This window comes from Streptomyces sp. NBC_00448 (assembly GCF_036014115.1).
In the GTDB taxonomy this organism is placed as follows: domain Bacteria; phylum Actinomycetota; class Actinomycetes; order Streptomycetales; family Streptomycetaceae; genus Actinacidiphila.
This window is the reverse complement of the sequence record NZ_CP107913.1, coordinates 4,878,419-4,895,002: the sequence shown is the minus strand read 5'-3', so window position 1 is coordinate 4,895,002 and position 16,584 is coordinate 4,878,419. Positions and strand designations below refer to the sequence as shown.

14 protein-coding genes and 1 tRNA gene are annotated in these 16,584 nt (G+C 72.8%); 9 read left to right on the top strand and 6 right to left on the bottom strand.

Annotation, left to right across the window (positions count from 1 at the left end; translation table 11 throughout):
- Positions 1-52: 52 nt before the first annotated feature.
- On the bottom strand, positions 53-1,465 hold the full coding sequence (locus OG370_RS20830; RefSeq protein ID WP_328474281.1) for an aminopeptidase P family protein: 1,413 nt from the start codon (positions 1,463-1,465) through the stop codon (positions 53-55).
- A 336-nt stretch (positions 1,466-1,801) separates the two neighbouring features.
- Positions 1,802-3,214: a PP2C family protein-serine/threonine phosphatase gene (locus OG370_RS20825; RefSeq protein WP_443060718.1), complete on the bottom strand. Its 1,413-nt coding sequence runs from the start codon at positions 3,212-3,214 to the stop codon at positions 1,802-1,804.
- 748 nt (positions 3,215-3,962) lie between these two features.
- Here OG370_RS20825 and OG370_RS20820 point away from each other — a divergent pair.
- Positions 3,963-4,709 carry a bifunctional DNA primase/polymerase gene (locus tag OG370_RS20820; RefSeq protein ID WP_328466447.1) on the top strand — a complete coding sequence of 249 codons (747 nt, stop codon included), beginning with the start codon at positions 3,963-3,965 and terminating at the stop codon, positions 4,707-4,709.
- Between the two features lie 101 nt (positions 4,710-4,810).
- Entirely contained in the window at positions 4,811-5,062 is a 252-nt protein-coding gene (locus OG370_RS20815) for a hypothetical protein (RefSeq protein ID WP_328466445.1), read from the top strand.
- A gap of 470 nt (positions 5,063-5,532) precedes the next feature.
- Here the strand turns inward: OG370_RS20815 and OG370_RS20810 are convergent, their stop codons facing one another.
- The 3 genes from OG370_RS20810 to OG370_RS20800 all read right to left on the bottom strand — a co-directional run bounded on the left by OG370_RS20810 (position 5,533) and on the right by OG370_RS20800 (position 8,703).
- On the bottom strand, positions 5,533-6,504 hold the full coding sequence (locus tag OG370_RS20810) for a DUF5926 family protein (RefSeq protein ID WP_328466443.1): 972 nt from the start codon (positions 6,502-6,504) through the stop codon (positions 5,533-5,535).
- Between the two features lie 278 nt (positions 6,505-6,782).
- Positions 6,783-7,493, bottom strand: coding sequence for an ATP-binding protein (locus OG370_RS20805; protein WP_443060717.1), 711 nt, complete (start codon positions 7,491-7,493; stop codon positions 6,783-6,785).
- A 346-nt stretch (positions 7,494-7,839) separates the two neighbouring features.
- Entirely contained in the window at positions 7,840-8,703 is an 864-nt protein-coding gene (locus OG370_RS20800) for a glycerophosphodiester phosphodiesterase (RefSeq protein WP_328466441.1), read from the bottom strand.
- Positions 8,704-9,223: 520 nt separating this feature from the next.
- On the opposite strand from OG370_RS20800, the gene OG370_RS20795 reads away from it, so the two are divergent.
- The 4 genes from OG370_RS20795 (at position 9,224) to OG370_RS20780 (ending at position 12,392) form a co-directional block, all read left to right on the top strand.
- Positions 9,224-10,849 carry a S1C family serine protease gene (locus OG370_RS20795; RefSeq protein ID WP_328474277.1) on the top strand — a complete coding sequence of 542 codons (1,626 nt, stop codon included), beginning with the start codon at positions 9,224-9,226 and terminating at the stop codon, positions 10,847-10,849.
- A gap of 70 nt (positions 10,850-10,919) precedes the next feature.
- Positions 10,920-11,006 (top strand) — tRNA-Ser (locus tag OG370_RS20790).
- Between the two features lie 170 nt (positions 11,007-11,176).
- Positions 11,177-11,896 (top strand): hypothetical protein, encoded by a 720-nt coding sequence (locus OG370_RS20785; protein ID WP_328466440.1) that lies wholly within the window; start codon positions 11,177-11,179, stop codon positions 11,894-11,896.
- Between the two features lie 49 nt (positions 11,897-11,945).
- Positions 11,946-12,392, top strand: a complete 447-nt coding sequence (locus tag OG370_RS20780) for a nitroreductase family deazaflavin-dependent oxidoreductase (protein WP_328466438.1) — start codon at positions 11,946-11,948, stop codon at positions 12,390-12,392.
- A gap of 431 nt (positions 12,393-12,823) precedes the next feature.
- Here OG370_RS20780 and OG370_RS20775 read toward each other — a convergent pair whose 3' ends face one another.
- Positions 12,824-13,030: a hypothetical protein gene (locus OG370_RS20775; RefSeq protein WP_328466436.1), complete on the bottom strand. Its 207-nt coding sequence runs from the start codon at positions 13,028-13,030 to the stop codon at positions 12,824-12,826.
- Between the two features lie 345 nt (positions 13,031-13,375).
- On the opposite strand from OG370_RS20775, the gene OG370_RS20770 reads away from it, so the two are divergent.
- The 3 genes from OG370_RS20770 (at position 13,376) to OG370_RS20760 (ending at position 16,431) form a co-directional block, all read left to right on the top strand.
- On the top strand, positions 13,376-13,657 hold the full coding sequence (locus OG370_RS20770; RefSeq protein WP_328466434.1) for a hypothetical protein: 282 nt from the start codon (positions 13,376-13,378) through the stop codon (positions 13,655-13,657).
- Between the two features lie 42 nt (positions 13,658-13,699).
- Positions 13,700-14,131 (top strand): hypothetical protein, encoded by a 432-nt coding sequence (locus tag OG370_RS20765; RefSeq protein WP_328466432.1) that lies wholly within the window; start codon positions 13,700-13,702, stop codon positions 14,129-14,131.
- A gap of 236 nt (positions 14,132-14,367) precedes the next feature.
- Entirely contained in the window at positions 14,368-16,431 is a 2,064-nt protein-coding gene (locus OG370_RS20760) for a phosphocholine-specific phospholipase C (protein WP_328466430.1), read from the top strand.
- Positions 16,432-16,584: the final 153 nt, after the last annotated feature.

Genomic DNA, 16,584 nt, shown 5'->3' with positions numbered 1-16,584 from the left:
GCAGCGTCCGGCCCGCCCCGCTTCTGCGCGGGGCGGGCCGGCCCACGACCGGTCAGCCCTTCAGCCCGGCCATCCACTCCTCGACCTCGTCCGAGCGGCGCGGCAGTCCCGCCGACAGGTTCCGGTTGCCGCTCTCGGTGACGAGGATGTCGTCCTCGATCCGCACCCCGATGCCGCGGTACTCCTCCGGTACCGTCAGGTCGTCCGCCTGGAAGTACAGCCCGGGCTCCACGGTGAGCACCATGCCCGGCTCCAGCGTGCAGTCCACGTACGTCTCGGTCCGTGCCTGGGCGCAGTCGTGCACGTCCAGGCCGAGCATGTGCCCGGTGCCGTGCAGCGTCCAGCGCCGCTGCAGGGCGAGTTCGAGCACCCGCTCCACCGGCCCCTCCAGCAGGCCCCACTCGACCAGCCGTTCGGCGAGCACGCGCTGCGCGGCCTCGTGGAAGTCGCGGTAGGCGGCGCCGGGCTTGACCGCATCGATGCCGGCCTGCTGCGCGTCGTGGACCGCGTCGTAGATCTTCTTCTGCAGCGGCGAGAACCGGCCGTCGATCGGGAGGGTGCGGGTGACGTCGGCGGTGTAGAGGGAGTGGGTCTCCACGCCGGCGTCGAGCAGCAGCAGTTCGCCGGCCCGGACCGGGCCGTCGTTGCGCACCCAGTGCAGGGTGGTGGCGTGCGGGCCGGCGGCGCAGATCGAGCCGTAGCCGATGTCGTTGCCCTCGACGCGGGCGCGCAGGAAGAAGGTGCCCTCGATGTACCGCTCGGAGGTGGCCTGCGCGCGGTCGAGGACCTTCACCACGTCCTCGAAGCCGCGGGCGGTGGAGTCGCACGCCTTCTGGAGCTCGCCGATCTCGAACTCGTCCTTGATCAGGCGGAGTTCCGACAGGAAGACCTTCAGCTCCGTGTCCCGCTCGGCGGTGACCTTGTCGGTGAGGGCCGCTTCGACCCCGGCGTCGTAGCCGCGCACCACGCGGACCGGGCCGGTGGCCTCGCGCAGCACGTCGGCGACCGTGCGGACGTCCTTGCACGGCAGCCCGAGCAGCTGCTCGCCCTCGGTCAGGCTGTTGCGCCGGCCGACCCACAGCTCACCCTGGCCGTCCAGCCAGAACTCGCCGTTCTCCCGGTCGGAGCGCGGCAGCAGGTACGCGGTCGCGGTGTGGCCGCCCTCGGCGATCGGTTCGAGGACGAGGACGGCGTCCTGGGTCTGGTCGCCGGTGAGGTGCACGTACTCCGTCGAGGCACGGAAGGGGTACTCCGTATCGTTGGCGCGGGTGCGCAGGTTTCCGGCGGGCACCACGATCCGCTCGCCCGGGAAGCGGGCGGACAGCGCGGCACGGCGGGCCGCGGCATACGGCGCCTGCGGTATCGGCTCCAGGCCGCTCCGCTCGGTGTCGGCCCAGCCGGACTTCATGACCGCGGTCAGCTCGTCGGACACCGCGGGATACAGCCCGTTCTTGCGCTGCTTGATCGGGCGGTCCTGCCCGTCGGACCCGGCCTCGCCCGCCTCGGCGGACTCCTGCGCGTCGAGCGCTTCTTCCTGCCGGCCCCCCGCCGTGTCCTGCCTGTCCTCGGCCTTCGCCACGTCCTGCCTCCTCAAGAATGAACCGTTCGTCCATCGTATGGGCGCGAGACGGCGACCGGTCGGGGCGCCTGTGGATAACCAGGGGCGAGAGGGGGAGAAGGGGCAGAAGTGGAAGAAGAGTCACATGGTGGCGGTATGAATCGTATGAACGGGGCTAAACGGTCGAAGTGGGAACGGCGGGGCGGGCGCGGTGGACGGAACAGGTCTGCCGGTGGGCCGCCGTCAGTCGTCGAAGCGCACGACGAGCAGTACCAGGTCCTCGATGTGGTCGGTCCGGTCCCGCCCGTCGGGGAAGAGCGTGCGCAGCACATGGTCGGCCAGCTCCTCCGGGTCGGCTCGTACGCTCCTGGGCGCGGTCTGCGCGGCTGAGTGCAGCCGGGACAGCGCCCGGTCCGCGGGCTCCCCGGTGCGGTGCAGCAGCCCGTCGGTGTACAGCAGCAGGCTCTCGCCGGGCCGGACGACCAGTTCGGCGCAGGGCGCCTCCCAGCAGCTCAGCATGTTCAGCGGCGCGGAGAGCGAGGTCTCCACGTACTCGCAGCGCCGGTCGCCGACCACCAGCGGCGGGCAGTGCCCGGCGCCGGCCATGGTCAGCTTGCGGCCGCCGCCCGGCAGCGCGGTGGCGTACGCGAAGAGCGCGGTGGCCGAACGGGCCGGTTCGGTCAGCCGCATCAGCAGTTCGAGGTCGGACAGCACCGCGACCGGGTCCTCGCCCTCCATCACGGCGTACGCCCGCAGGGACGCTCGCAGCCGGCCCATCGCGGCGACCGCGCCAGGCCCCGCGCCCGTCACCCCGCCGACTGCGAGCCCGAGCGCGCCTTCGGGCAGCGGCAGCGCGTCGTACCAGTCGCCGCCGCCGCGCGGGCCGGTGGTGTGGCGTACGGCCATCCGCAGACCGGGCACCCGCGGCAGCCGGGCCGGCAGCAGTTCCTCGGACAGCGCGCGGGCCGCGGCGCGGGCCCGGCCCAGGGTCAGGCAGCGGGCCACGTGCTCGACGGCGAAGCGCAGGTAGAGGCTGACGAGGCGGCGCTGGCGGTCGGTGGGCTCGGCGGGTTCGTCGTAGAACCAGACGGCGGTGCCGAGGCGGCCGGCGGGGTGGTCGGTGGAAAATCCGGTGCGGGGGCCGGTGCGGGAGCCAGTGGGGCGGCCGGCGGCGTGTTCGGCCCCGTCGCCCGGGCTGGTGCCGCTCTCGGCGGCGCCCTCCGCCACCAGCGGCACCGCGTAGCTCGCGGCCAGGCCGAGCTGGGCGGCGACCTCGCGGTGCCGGGTGGTCGGACCGGGGCCGTGCAGCAGGTCGGGGAGGACCGCCTCGGCGGACTCGGCGTCGAGCGGAACCGTCTCCAGGGTGCCGAGGTCGCTGCGGCCGAGGCCCAGACCGACGCTCGTCGCCGGGCCGAGCCCGTCCGCCGGGTCCAGGGCGATCAGCCCGCGCCGGGCGCCGACCAGCGTGGCGCCCGCCCGCAGCACCTCGTGCAGGGCGTCATCGAGCGCGGCGGTACGGGCCAGCCGCTCGGTCAGTTCGTGCAGCAGGGACAGGTCGCACACCCAGGCGGCGAGCCGGTCCTGGACGGCGAGGGAGTGGTCCGGGGTGCCGCGGGGCGGCATCGCGCGCGGGGCGGAGGTCGGCGAGGGCGGCACCGGAACAGGGGCGACGGGTAGCGCGGAACCGGCCGCGGTGGCGATTGTGGCGGCTGTGGCCGTGCCGGGCGCGGTGGGCGCGGGGACAGGGGCGTCAGTGTCCGCCTGGACGGGAGTGGACGGCTCGCTTCCGGCCACTTTTCTGACGGGTGCGGGGCTCACGGCCGGATACTTCCGGCCGGTTGCCGGTGAGCGGGGCAATCGGCGCTTTTCGTCCGCAATGCGCGGCGCATCTGCATGAATAGCATCGCAAACCCCCATGTCGTGCTGCGCTGCTGTCAAGACCCCACTTCTACACGCACGATCGTGGGCATGTCCAGGATTGTCCCGGTACACGGAGTGGTGTCGGCAGCGTGCCCCGGACGGCCCTGTTTCCGCGATGTTGGCCGAAAAGCGCCACCCCCGGTATATGCACACGATCGACTGGGGCCAGCCAACAGCGCGTCATTTCGCGGGTGGTGGGTAGGAACCCGAAGTCCGGCTCAAGCGTCGTAGTACGTATACAGTTGACGGCCGACCCAACCCCGAGTGGCGAGGGGTGCGGCGTCCGACGCGGACCATGACATATGGCCCGCGACCAGGGCGCAGTGAGTTCAGTGCGAGTCCAAGAGCGCCGGTTGTGCGCCACCCTCCGCCACGTTCCACGCTCGGCTGGCAGTGCGATGCGCTGCCTCAAATGCGGTGTGCTCGACAGTTACGTTGTGCAGTGGGCAGATCCCTGGGCGTTAACGGAAAGGAACGAGCGCTGATGCGCGAGATCCTCGGAAGGCGACGCAAGATCTCTCTTCGGCGGAAGGAGCGGACCGCGTATCTGGACGCGGCGCTGACTTACGCCGAGCGGTGGCAGTGGCGCGTGGTCCCCGGCGTGGGAGTCGACGGGCCGGGTGCGCGGCGCCCGGCCGGTGCCCCGGCCTGTGGCTGCGGGCGCCCCAACTGTCCGGTGCCCGGAGTCCACCCGGTCGAGCCCGGACTCCTCGCCGCGACCCGTGACCCGCGCATGGTCCGCTGGTGGTGGACCCGCCGGCCGGACGCGCCCGTGGTGCTGGCCACCGGCGACCGCGTCTCGGCGGCGAGCCTTCCCGCGGTCGCGGGAGCGCGCGCCCTGGAGGCGATGGAGTCGCTGGGCTGCCGGCTCGGCCCGGTCGTGGCCACTCCGACCCGCTATGTCTTCCTCGTTGCCCCCTACTCCCTCGCCGAGTTGGGCGAACTCCTCGACAGCCAGGACTGGGTGCCTACCTCGCTGCGCTATCACGGCGACGGCGGGTACGTGGCGCTGCCGCCGGCCGGCGGCCAGCCGGGCCCGCTGAAGTGGGTACGCCAGCCGGTCGTGCCGATCGTCCCGGTGGCGGCCGTCAGGGCCGCCAGGATGGTCGACGCCGTCAAGGCGGTCAGGAACGCCGAGCGGACGCCGTGGCTGCCGCGGATCGACACCCTCGTCGATGCCCTGGTCCGCGCGGGGCGCACCGCCCCCGACGGGGACCGACTGCGCTACTGAAGGTCCTCTGACGGGGTACAAGCCGGGTGTCGCCGGAACCACCGGTGGATTGCGAGCGTTATGTTCGCCCGGACCCCCGATGTCGAGTGCAGGTGAGCCCTTTGAAGTCACAGCAGCCGTCGGACGCTTCGGACCAGCGGGGGCGCTCCCGGTCTCGGGACCGGGACCGGGAGCACGACCAGGACGGGGCACGGGCGGACGGGCTGCGCAAGGTCGCCGCGGCGAGCGCGGCCGCGCTCGCCGCCGTACTGGCTCTCGCGGTGGCCACCGCCGGCTCCGACCACGGTGTCCCCCACCGGGGCAACGCCGGCCACAGCACCGCGCACGCCCACCCGTCGTCGGACGACGACTGAGGCGCTCGCCGCGGCCGGCAGGGCGATGACGACCGGTATGACGTGTACGACCGGTTTGGTGACGGTGTGTGCGATGACCGCGCCCGGGCCGCGCGCGACGGGATCGGCACCCGGGAAGCGGCGCCACAACGGATTGCGTCGATGCGGATCGGTCGGGGCATGGAAACGCCCGGTCGCTGGCGACGGGGGATGCACCAGCGACCGGGCTGCTCAAACGGTAACAAGACTTCGGCTGTTAGCAAATTCCCCGTTCGGGGGAGCTGCCCCATGACCCGGTGTTTCCACGGCAGTTGTGATCGGAATCACTGAACGACCGCTTGGTCGGGACCCTTGCGGCGGATGCGCGTTCGATCACGTTCGCCCGGTGTTCGGCGGCCGTAGGCGGTCAGCAGTCGCAGCGGCCGGCAGCGGCCGGCAGCGGCTGGCGGCGGCCTGCGGGGCCACCGCCGACCGCCGACCACCGACAGCCGTCAGCTCAGCGTGATCTGACGGTTGGTGAAGCCGCTGCGCGACCTGCGCTCCTCCGCGGTCAGCGGACCGGTACGGGCCAGCGTCTCGGTCAGCCGCTCCTCGAAGGCCGCGGCCGGCTTCTCCACCTCTTCCGCGGACATGCCGACCGGCAGGTCCCACACCGGCACCATCAGACCGTGCGCCCGGAAGGACCCGACCAGCCGGGTGCCCTCGCCGAGCCCGGAGGCCCCGGCGGCGTGCAGCCGCGCGAGCGCGTCGAGCAGGCCCTCCTCCGGGTGCGGCATGACCCAGCGCAGGTGGTTCTTCTCCGGCGTCTCGCACCAGTACGCGGCGTCCACGCCCGTCAGCCGGACCGTGGGGATCGCCGCCTGGTTCGCCCGCTCCAGCGACGCGGCCACCTCGCCGCCGGCCGCGTTCGCGTCCTCAAGCCAGAACTCGAAGCCGCTGTGCACCTCGGGCTCGAACGGCACGGACAGGTCGAGCAGGTCCTGCAACCGCGGTCCGTCCGGTGCGGGACGGCGGCCCTCCACCGGGTTGCCGGGCGCCGCGTCGAGCGCGCGGGTAAGGGTGTCCGCCAGGTCGCGGCTGATGTCGCCGCTCGACGCGTCGTTCTGCAGGCCGAGCAGCACGGCGCCGGTGTCGCGGCGCAGCGCCGGCCAGGCCATCGGCAGCACGGTGCCGAGGGTCACCGACGGCACGCCCGCGGGCAGTTCGCCCTTGAGGGTGAGCGGCACGGTCGCGGCCGGCACCAGTTCGCGCAGCGCCACCCAGTCGCACTCCCCCGGCAGGCCCTCGAACGGACGGCGTACCAGCTCGGTGACGGCGTGCGCCGCCTCCCGGCCGTGGCACGCCTTGTACCGCCGCCCCGAACCGCACGGGCACGGTTCGCGCGCGCCGACGACAGGAACGGCATCGCCTGCCGCCGCCTGCTGGTTCCTGGACTTGGTGGCGGTCGCGCGCTTCTTGGCCATGCTCGGTGTCTCCCGGCCTCTCCCGGTACGGCGTTCTTCCGGCCTGCGAGCCTAGCGGTCGCCGGGCCCCGCCCCGGCCGCAACGGACCTCGCGCCGCGCACGGGCATGCTCCGGTCGGCACGCGTACGTGCGAGGCCGTACGAACTCGGACGACCTCGCACGCCTCGTACGAGCGGGCCGGCGGGAGGGAGGCGGTATCCGTACGGTCGGCGGGAGGAGGGAACCGGCCACCGAAACGTGCGTGAACAGGCCACCGAACCGGCCACCGAACCATCGGCTATCCCAGGTCGTCCAGGGACTCGGCGAGGTCGAGCGGGAGGCCGAGGGGGACGCCCAGGGGGAGGCCGATGCCGGTGCCCATCGAGTCGTTGCGGCGGGCGTGCCTGCCGCGGACCGGCAGCAGCGCCCAGACCGTCACCTCACCCGGCGCGTCGCGCACGCCCCAGCGCAGGGCGAGGCTGCCGACGATGCCCAGGCCGCGGCCGCCGTGTGCGGTCAGCGAGGGGCTCGACGGGCGCGGCCGGGTCGGGCCGCCGCCGTCGGTGACCTCCAGGACGAGGACGCCGCCGGCGTCCACCGACCAGGCCGCTCGTATGCCGCTGCGCTGCTCGGGGGTGTCCGCGCGCTCCGCACGGTCGGTGTGGGCGGCGCGGACCGGATGGTGTGCGGGCGTCTGCACGCCCGCCCGGCCCTCCGGTGTCCGCGGGTCGCCGCCGAACCCGCTGATTCCGTTGACGCCGATCCCGCCGACATCGGCGATTCCGTCGGAGCCGTCGAGTCCGATGTCGTCCAGCGGACGGGCGTGCCGGCAGGAGTTGCTGATGAGCTCCGAGAGGATCAGGACCGCGTCGTCCACGACCGGGTCCGGCACTCCTCGCGCGCACAGGTCGGCGCGCAGTCTGCGTCTGGCGTCCGCGACGCCCGTCGGACCATGGGGCAGGGCCATGGTCGTGGACGTCGGCACCTCTTGCGCCACCATCAACGACACCCCCGAGACCTCCTTGTTCACCCCACGCCACAGGGTGGATGCCCCTTGGCACTCGAGCGGAAACAGGCCAAGCGCGATCTTTTACGGCACACTGACGGCTGATATGGAACACGTCCATGCCCAAGGCACGATCCGGCGCGTGGCGTAACGATTCAGCCCGTGAGGCGTGCGCCTCGCGTGCGGCGGCGGCGGAAGCCCCGTCTGCGACACGGCGAAGGCGGTGGTGGCGGTGGCGGTGGAGGTGACGGCCGCAGGCCCGCGCGGAGCCGTGGCCGGGGATGCGGCGTCAGCTAGGGCCGCGGGGGCCGCCACGGCCGCGGGGGCCGGCTCGGCCGCCGCCGGGCGGTCAGCGGCCGAGCTGGGCCAGCACCCTGCGCGGGCGGTTGGTGATGATCGCGTCGACGCCCAGCCGCGCGCACAGCTCGACGTCCTCGGGGCGGTCCACGGTCCAGACGTGCACCTGGTGGCCGGCGCGGTGCAGGCGCGCCACGTAGCCGGGGTTGGCGCGGACGATCCGCATGCTCGGCCCTGCGGTGCCCACGCCCGCCGGCAGCCGCCCGTCGCGGTGCCGCGGGGAGACGTACTGCATCAGGTAGACCGTCGGCAGGGCGGGCGAGGCGAGGCGGACCCGGCGCAGCGAGCGGGCGGAGAAGCTCATCACCCGCACCTGGGAGGGCGTGCCGGGCGCCGGGCGGTCCAGGCCGAACCGGCCCAGCAGCTCCAGCAGCCGTTCTTCCACCTGTCCGGCCCAGCGGGTCGGGTGCTTCGTCTCGATGGCCAGCTCGACCCTGCGGTCGGTGTCGGCGACCAGTTCCAACAGCCGCTGGAGGGTCAGCACCCGGCTGCGCTCGCCCGGGTCGTCCGGGCCGGTGCCGAGCCGGTCCTGGGCGAACCGCTCCGGCGCCTCGTGGTCGGCGTTCTGGCCCTTCCAGGAGCCGAAGTCGAGCGCTGCGAGGTCGGCCAGCTCCATCGACGACACGGCGCCGCGGCCGTTGGACGTGCGGTTCACCCGCCAGTCGTGCACGCACACCAGCTCGCCGTCGGCGGTCAGCCGGACGTCGCATTCGAGCGCGTCCGCACCGTCCTCGATAGCCTTCCGGTACGCGGCGAGCGTATGTTCTGGTACGTCCTCGGAGGCGCCCCGATGGGCGACGACCTGGACCGGCCGTCCCACCGGGTACGGCTCCGGGGCCACGCGCGCAAACGTCACCGGGCCATGGTGCCACCGTGCGGCCGGCGGCCACGCACCGTACGGCGGTCGGCCGCGGCGCCAGGCGTACGGGTCCGGGTGCGGGCTCCGTTCGGCGGGCTCGACGGTGCCGTAGGGCGGATGCCGTACGGCGGGCCGCAGGCTCCGTACGGCGAGCCGCGGGCTCCGTGCGGCGGACCCGCGCATGGCGCACAGCTACCCCTTACGGCGGTCCGACACGCCGTAGGAAATGCTATGTGCACGACGTGATCCGTCCCCTTGTCTTCTGTCGTTCGTCATGACCCTGAGGAGAAATGCTGTGAGCACCGAGAACGAGGCCGGGTCGTCCGTACCGGCTGCGGAGTCGGCGGCCGCGCCCGACGGTGCCCCGGCTGCCCACGTTCCGCCGGCCCCCTCCGCGCCGCCCGCCGCCCCGGCCCCCGCCGACCAGGTGCCGTCGCAGGCGCAGGAGGCGGATGTCGAGCCGGGCCGGGCCGCGAGCCCCGACGGCTCCTCCTCCGCTGGACCCGCCCCCGAGGCGGTGCCCACGCAGGCGCCCCCGCCGGTCGGTCCGCCGTCGCCGTACGGCCCGCCGCCGAGCGCGCTGGCCGGTGGCGGACAGGCCCCGTCGCCGTACGACGCGCCGAAGACGGGCGCGCCGTCGTACGAGGCACCTCAGGCACCCCAGGCCCCGCACGCACCTCAGGTCCCGCAGGCGCAGGCTCCTCAGCACCAGCACCAGCACCAGCACCAGCCGCAGTACCCGCAGCCGCCGGCCGCTCCGGCGCCCGCTTACGGCGCTGCCGCGCCGGCGTACGGCGCTGCGCAGGGCGGCCAGCCCGGGCAGCCGGGTCAGCCCGGTCCGCAGGGGCCTGAGCACCAGGGGGGCCAGGAGCCCGGTGCCCAGCAGCCCAATCCGGTGCACGACCCGTACGCGGTGCCGTCCACTCCCTCGTACGCCACTCCGCAGCCCGGCGCGGGTGGCCCCGGCTCCCCCGGCGGCCCGGTGTGGGGCACCCCGATGCCTCCCGGTTCGCCGTCCGGCGACGGGCGCGGCAAGCGCCGCATCGGCAGCATGGTCGCCGCGGTCCTGGTCGCCGCTCTGGTGGCCGGCGGGGTCGGCGGCGGCATCGGCTACTACGCCGCCAAGCACAACGACGACTCCGGCTCCACCACCATCTCCGCCGCCAGCAGCAGCAAGGCGCTCAACCGCGCCCCCACCTCGGTGGCCGGCATCGCCAGCAAGACGCTGCCCAGCGTCGTCACCATCAAGGCGCAGAACAGCCAGGAGAGCGACACCGGCACCGGCTTCGTCTTCGACAAGCAGGGCCACATCCTCACCAACAACCACGTGGTCGCCCCGGGTGCCGACAGCGGCAAGCTCACCGTCACCTTCTCCAACGGCAAGACCTATGACGCCTCGATCGTCGGCCGCGCCCAGGGGTACGACGTCGCCGTCATCAAGCTGAAGAACCCGGGCAGCGTCAAGCTCACCCCGCTGCCGCTCGGCAACTCCGACAACGCCGCCGTCGGCGACGCCACCATCGCGGTCGGCGCGCCCTACGGCCTGTCCGGCACCGTCACCACCGGCATCGTCTCCGCCGTCCACCGCCCGGTCGCCTCCAGCGACGGCGAGGGCAGCAGCGCCTCCTACATGAGCGCCATCCAGACCGACGCCTCCATCAACCCGGGCAACTCCGGCGGCCCCCTGCTCAACGCCAACGGCGCCGTCATCGGCATCAACTCGGCCATCCAGCCCGGCGGCACCTCGTCCCCCGGCAGCCAGGGCGGCAGCGTCGGCCTCGGCTTCGCCATCCCGATCAACCAGGCCAAGCGGGTCGCCGCTCAGCTGATCAAGACCGGCCAACCGGTCTACCCCGTCATCGGGGTCACCCTCAACACCCAGTACGACGGCGACGGCGCCCAGATCTCCACGGACTCCAACTCCGCGATCAGCCCCAACGGCCCCGGCCAGAAGGCGGGCCTCAAGCCCGGCGACGTGATCACCAAGTTCGACGACACCCTCGTCGACAGCGGTGAGACCCTGATCGGCGAGATCTGGCAGCACGAGCCCGGCGACCAGGTCACCCTGACCTACACCCGGGACGGCTCCACCCACACCACCACTCTCACGCTCGGCCACCGCACAGGAGACAGCAACAGCTGACCCACCCCACCCCCGCCCGACGACCCGATACGCTGTCCCCCACGGCGCCCCCGCCCCCGGGGACACCCGTGGAGGCTTGCCCGAGCGGCCTAAGGGAACGGTCTTGAAAACCGTCGTGGCAGCGATGTCACCGTGGGTTCAAATCCCACAGCCTCCGCAGAGGTAGATGTACGAGCTGGTCAGATGGGGTGCCCCGGATTCTGGGGCACCCCGTCGGCGTGTTTGGGGTCCTACCGGGAACCGTCCGCGTGCCGCCGTTGGCCGGTGCGGGTGGGCCCGGGGCGGACCGGAACCGGGGTGTCGGTGGGTGGTTGTTCAATGGGCGCCATGACCGTCCGCGAACTCGTGACCAAGCTTCCCGACCCAGTCGTTCTGGCTGCCCGCTGCCGGGCGTTCGCGATGCTTGACGCCATCCTCGACGCGTACGCTCCCACCCACTCGTTCGCGACCGGCTGGCGGGAGGGCGTGGATCTGGCCTCCATGGACAACGGCGCGGGTGACCAGTACGCGATCGTGTTCGACCCGGCGGGAGTGTTCCTCTACGGGTTCGACCACGAGTGCGACGTGACGCCGTGGCGGGAAGAGCCTCGCGCGCACTGGCCCGGTCTCCTCGACGGCCTGCCGGCCTCGCTCGCGCACTACGCGACGACCCCGGAGTTCCAGTTCGACGGCTTCTTCGACGCGACGGTCTGCGCGTGGCGTCAGGCGGGTGCGCATGCCTGGGAGTGCGGGCCGGTCGGGTTCGCGGACGACGAGTCGGACGGGGCGGGCTGGCTGTTCGGCCTGCTCGCCGAAGGCAGCCCAGAGGCGTACGTGGGTTATGCGCAGGACTACTTCGGGAGGCCGGTCGACCTGGACGCCGTGCGCGCGGTGCTCGCGGGTGACCCACTGACCCGTTGGACGGTCACCGCGCTTTCTGCCACGGCGAACTTCGAGGCCCTCACCCCGCGGGCCGGCGCGCTGGGCTACCGGGTCCAGGAGGAGCCCGGCTGCGGGCTGGGGGATCATGGGGGTGGCAGATCAGGCCGAGGGCCGGTCGGCGGCTGACGTGAGGTCGGCCGTGCTGGGCCGCCTGCACGAGTGGAAAGAGGACAGCATGCCTCTCAGCGGTGAGTACCAGCCGAGCCCGGACGAGTTCGTGCGGGATCAGGTGGCCCTGTACGAGAGTTCCGGGGGCACGGAGGGCACGACCCTGGAGGGGGTGCCGGTGATCGTTCTCACCAGCCTCGGGGCCAAGAGCGGCAAGGTCCGCAAGAACGCGCTCATGCGGGTGGAGCACCAGGGGACGTACGCCGTGGTGGCCTCCCAGGGTGGCGCGCCGAGCCATCCCGCCTGGTACCACAACCTGGTCGCGCACCCGCTGGTCGAGTTGCAGGACGGTGCCGTGCGCCAGGACATGACGGCCCGCGAGGCCACGGGCGAGGAGCGGGAGCTGTGGTGGCCCCGCGCGGTCGAGGTCTGGCCGGCGTACGCCGACTACCAGACCAAGACGGACCGGGTGATCCCCGTTTTCGTCCTGGAGCCGGCGGCCCGCGCCGACTGACGCCGCTCCTGATCCTGCGCTCCCGCCCGCCTCAGGGCGGGGTGCCCGCGTCGACCCGTGAGAGGTCGAACCGGGAGAACACGAGATCCCTCGCGTATTCGCGTCCGCCCGTCGCTCCCTCCGCGCGGGCGCGGCGCAGGCCGGACGTGCGCATGCTCAGCCCGCGCGGGAGAATGGCGGGGTAGGGATACGAACAGGGACGGCTGCGGGCCGATGAGGGTGCGGGTCGCCCATCGGTGAGGGGTGCCGCGTCACGCCGCGCGGGCATGGTCTCGGACGGAGTGGCCGCGTACTCCCGAGCCCTCGAAGCCCCTCGTGTCCGCGTACCTGGCGTGCGACGCCCACCGCGCCGATCCCGCGCTCTGTGCGGTCGGCCCGAGCGCCGCCGGCGATGCCTGGAGGTTCGTCATGAACTCACCGAGCACTCACGCTCACGGAGCGGTACGGGTCGGGACCGGCAGGGGGCCGGCGGGTGCCGGGTCGGCGCGCGCTCGGCGGCTGCGATGGCCGGTCGGCTGGGCGGCCACGTTCTTCGTCCTGACCGGGCTGCTCGCCTGGGGGGCGGCGGAAACGGACACGGGCGACACCCAGAACGTGATCGCCGTGCTGTCGACGGCCTGCTTCGTCTTGTTCTGCATGACGCTGGTCCACGTCGTACGGGTGGCGCGGAGGCGTTGACCCGAGCTGACCGGAGGCGTTGATCCGGAGCTGACCCGGAGGCGCTGACCGGAGACGCTGGCGCGGAGGCGCTGACCTATAGGCTGACGGGCTTCGATGAGTGGGTGCCGGTCGGCCGGAAGGCCCGCGGGGGCGGGTCGCCTGACGCGCGTCTGAAAAGGGGAGGGAACGTGCGACGTCCCGTCGTAGCGATCAGTGCTGCGTCACTGGCCTTCTTGTTGGCCGCGTGCGGTCATGAGGCAGCTGAGCATGAGCGTGGCAGCGGGGAACCGAAGCCGGCGGGGTCGTCGGCGTCGACGGCTCGGGTGGAGGGCCTGGACGGGAAACCCGCTGCTGCGAAGGTCTTCACGGCGGGGCAGTTGCTGCCCATGCTGCTCGACTCCGAGGGCGGCCACCCGGGTACGACCGGGCAGCTCGGTTCCGGATTTGGCCCGCAGAAGGGCGAGTTGGAGGCCGACTGTCCGGCCGGGGCCAAGGACACGGTGACCGACCTGTACGGCATGCAGGCCCCCCGTGCCGTCCAGTTCACGCCGCCGCGCACTGCTGGAGGAGCACCTGGGGGAACGCCCGGAGGAACACCCGGGTGAGCAACGGCGTCCGCATCGAGCCCCGTTGAGCAACTCGTCTCCATGCGGCGCGATCAGGCGGCGCACTACATGGCGTTGAAACGGGCCCTGGCGGCGACCTGCCCGCAGACCACGGTGTCCGCGCTGGGGTTCAGGCCGATGGCTCCCCAGACGCTGCGATTCCGCCAGACCGCGGCGGAGTTGGGGGATGAGGCGTTCGTCGAGGAGACCACGACGTGGGACGGCGGCAGCGACATGCCGTCGGCCAGGCCGGACGACGGTGCGCGGACGTACACGGTCTACGTCCGCATGGGCAGCGTCGTCGTCATCTACGGAGAGTTCCCGACGGAGCAGGCGGCCGTGGCGGGTGGGGCGAAGGCGGCGGCCCGCGCGCGGACCGGGCTCGTACGTGCCGCCGCCAGTACTCCCGCTGCCGGCACTTCCGCTGCTGGCACGTCCCCCTCCGGCACGTCCCCCTCCGGCCAGGCCGATTGAGTCCTGGGCGACCGCCGGGCGGCTCGGGAGCAGGCCGGGCCGACGACCCGGGGTGCCCGGAGGGGATGGCCTGGGTAACGGTGGCTTGTTCACGCGGCATTGACACCGTGCGCGGGCCGTCACCATCATGTGCGCGGCATCCCTGATCGGGTATGTCGCGAAAACCTCCTCAGCGCGCACAATCGCGCAGGCATCTCCGCCTGAGCCGCCCCCACCGGACCGTCAGGAGAGCATTCGTGCCCGACATCAACCGTCGAAGGTTCCTCCAACTCGCCGGCGGCACCGCTGCCGCGTCCGTGCTCAGCGGCGGCATCGCCAAGGCCGCCGCGATCCAGGCCGCCGCCGGAACCGGGACGTTGCAGGACGTCGAGCACGTCGTCGTCCTCATGCAGGAGAACCGTTCGTTCGACCACTACTTCGGCACCCTGCGGGGCGTCCGCGGCTTCGGCGACCCGCGCCCGGCCACCCTGCCGAGCGGCAGCACCGTCTTCCACCAGGCGGACTCCTCCGGGCACGCGACGCTGCCCTTCCGGCCGGACGCCGACAACCTGGGCCTGCAGTTCATCCAGGACCTCGACCACAGCTGGTACGGCACCCACCAGGCGTGGAACGGCGGCAACTACGACGACTGGATTCCCGCCAAGGGCACCACCACGATGGCGTACCTCACCCGCGCGGACATCCCCTTCCACTACGCCCTCGCCGACGCGTTCACCGTCTGCGACGCGTACCACTGCTCGATGCTCAGCTCCACCGACCCCAACCGCTACTACATGTACACCGGTTACGCGGGCAACGACGGCAGCGGCGGCGGCCCCGTGCTGGGCAACGAGGAGGCCGGCTACGGCTGGACCACCTTCCCGGAGATCCTGGAGAACGCGGGCGTCTCGTGGAAGGTCTACCAGGACACCGGCACCGGCCTGGACACCGGCGGCGGTTGGGGCTGGACCAGCGACGGCTTCATCGGCAACTACGGTGACAACTCGCTGCTCTACTTCGAGCAGTACCGCAACGCCGTGGCCGGCGACCCGCTCTACGACAAGGCCCGCACCGGCACCGATGTCAACGGCGGGGACGGCTACTTCGACCAGCTCAAGGCGGACGTGCTGGCCGGGCGGCTGCCGCAGGTCTCCTGGATCGCCGCCCCCGAGGCGTTCTGCGAGCACCCCAACTGGCCTGCGAACTACGGCGCCTGGTACGTCTCCCAGGTGCTCGACGCGCTCACCGCCGACCCCGACGTGTGGAGCCGTACCGCCGTCTTCCTCACCTACGACGAGAACGACGGCTTCTTCGACCACGTGGTCCCGCCCTTCCCGCCCGCCTCCGCCGCCCGCGGCCTGTCCACCGCCGACGTCACCCAGGACCTGTACACCGGCGGCGTGTCCGGGTACGCCGCCGGGCCGTACGGACTCGGACCGCGGGTACCGATGCTGGTCCTCTCGCCCTGGAGCACCGGCGGTTGGGTCTGCTCCCAGACCTTCGACCACACCTCGATCGTGCAGTTCATCGAGAAGCGGTTCGGCGTGCACAACCCCAATGTCTCGCCCTGGCGCCGCGCGGTCTGCGGCGACCTCACCGCCGCCTTCGACTTCACCCGCAGCGACTCCGCCGCGCCCACGCTCCCCGGCACCGGCGGCTATGCCCCGCCGAACCACGACAACCCCGGCGACTACGTCCCGACCCCGCCGTCCACCGGTACGGTGCCGGCGCAGGAGGCCGGCCTGCGCAACGCCCGCGCGCTGCCGTACGACCTGGCCGCGGACACCGAACCGGTCGACGGGCGCATGCAGTTCACCTTCGGCAACTTCGGCGCGGCGGGGGCGGCCTTCCTCGTCACCTCCGTGGTGCGCTCGGACGGCCCGTGGCCGTACACGGTCGAGGCGGGCAAGACCCTCACCGACACCTGGGCGATGCCCGGCGCCTCCTCGCCGTACGACTTCTCGGTCCAGGGGCCGAACGGCTTCCTGCGCCGGATGGCCGGCACGGCGGGCTCGGTCGGCCCCGAGGTGACCGCCCGGAACGACGCCTCCGCCGGCCAGGTCACCCTGGTCTTCAGCAACCCCGGCACCGACTCGGTCACGTTCACCGCGACCGACGCGTACGCGCCCGACGACCACTACACGTACACCGTCGCGGCGGGCGGCTCGCACAGCGTCCCGGGCTGGGGCGTGGCCGCCGGCAACCACTGGTACGACGTCACGGTCACCTCCAGCGCCGACGCCGCGTACGTGCGGCGCTTCGCCGGACACGTGGAGACCGGCGCCGCGAGCACCAGCGACCCGGCCACCGTGACGGCCTGACCGCTCACCCTCTGCCCACCCGCCCGCCCGCCGACCCCGTCCGCCCTGGCTGCGAGGCGGGTGGGCCGACGGGTGCGGGTACTCATCGCGGGTTGAGTAGCTGAGCCGATGAGGGATGATCTCCGGCCGGGCAGGCTGTTCCCATCGAACATC

Coding starts and splice junctions, on each gene's coding strand:
- OG370_RS20775 (WP_328466436.1), bottom strand. CDS start 13,030: ATGCAGAACAAGACGAAGCAGGCCGTCGACAGCACGGCGATCACGTTC.
- OG370_RS20820 (WP_328466447.1), top strand. CDS start 3,963: ATGCGCGAGATCCTCGGAAGGCGACGCAAGATCTCTCTTCGGCGGAAG.
- OG370_RS20785 (WP_328466440.1), top strand. CDS start 11,177: ATGACCGTCCGCGAACTCGTGACCAAGCTTCCCGACCCAGTCGTTCTG.
- OG370_RS20780 (WP_328466438.1), top strand. CDS start 11,946: ATGCCTCTCAGCGGTGAGTACCAGCCGAGCCCGGACGAGTTCGTGCGG.
- OG370_RS20765 (WP_328466432.1), top strand. CDS start 13,700: ATGCGGCGCGATCAGGCGGCGCACTACATGGCGTTGAAACGGGCCCTG.
- OG370_RS20810 (WP_328466443.1), bottom strand. CDS start 6,504: ATGGCCAAGAAGCGCGCGACCGCCACCAAGTCCAGGAACCAGCAGGCG.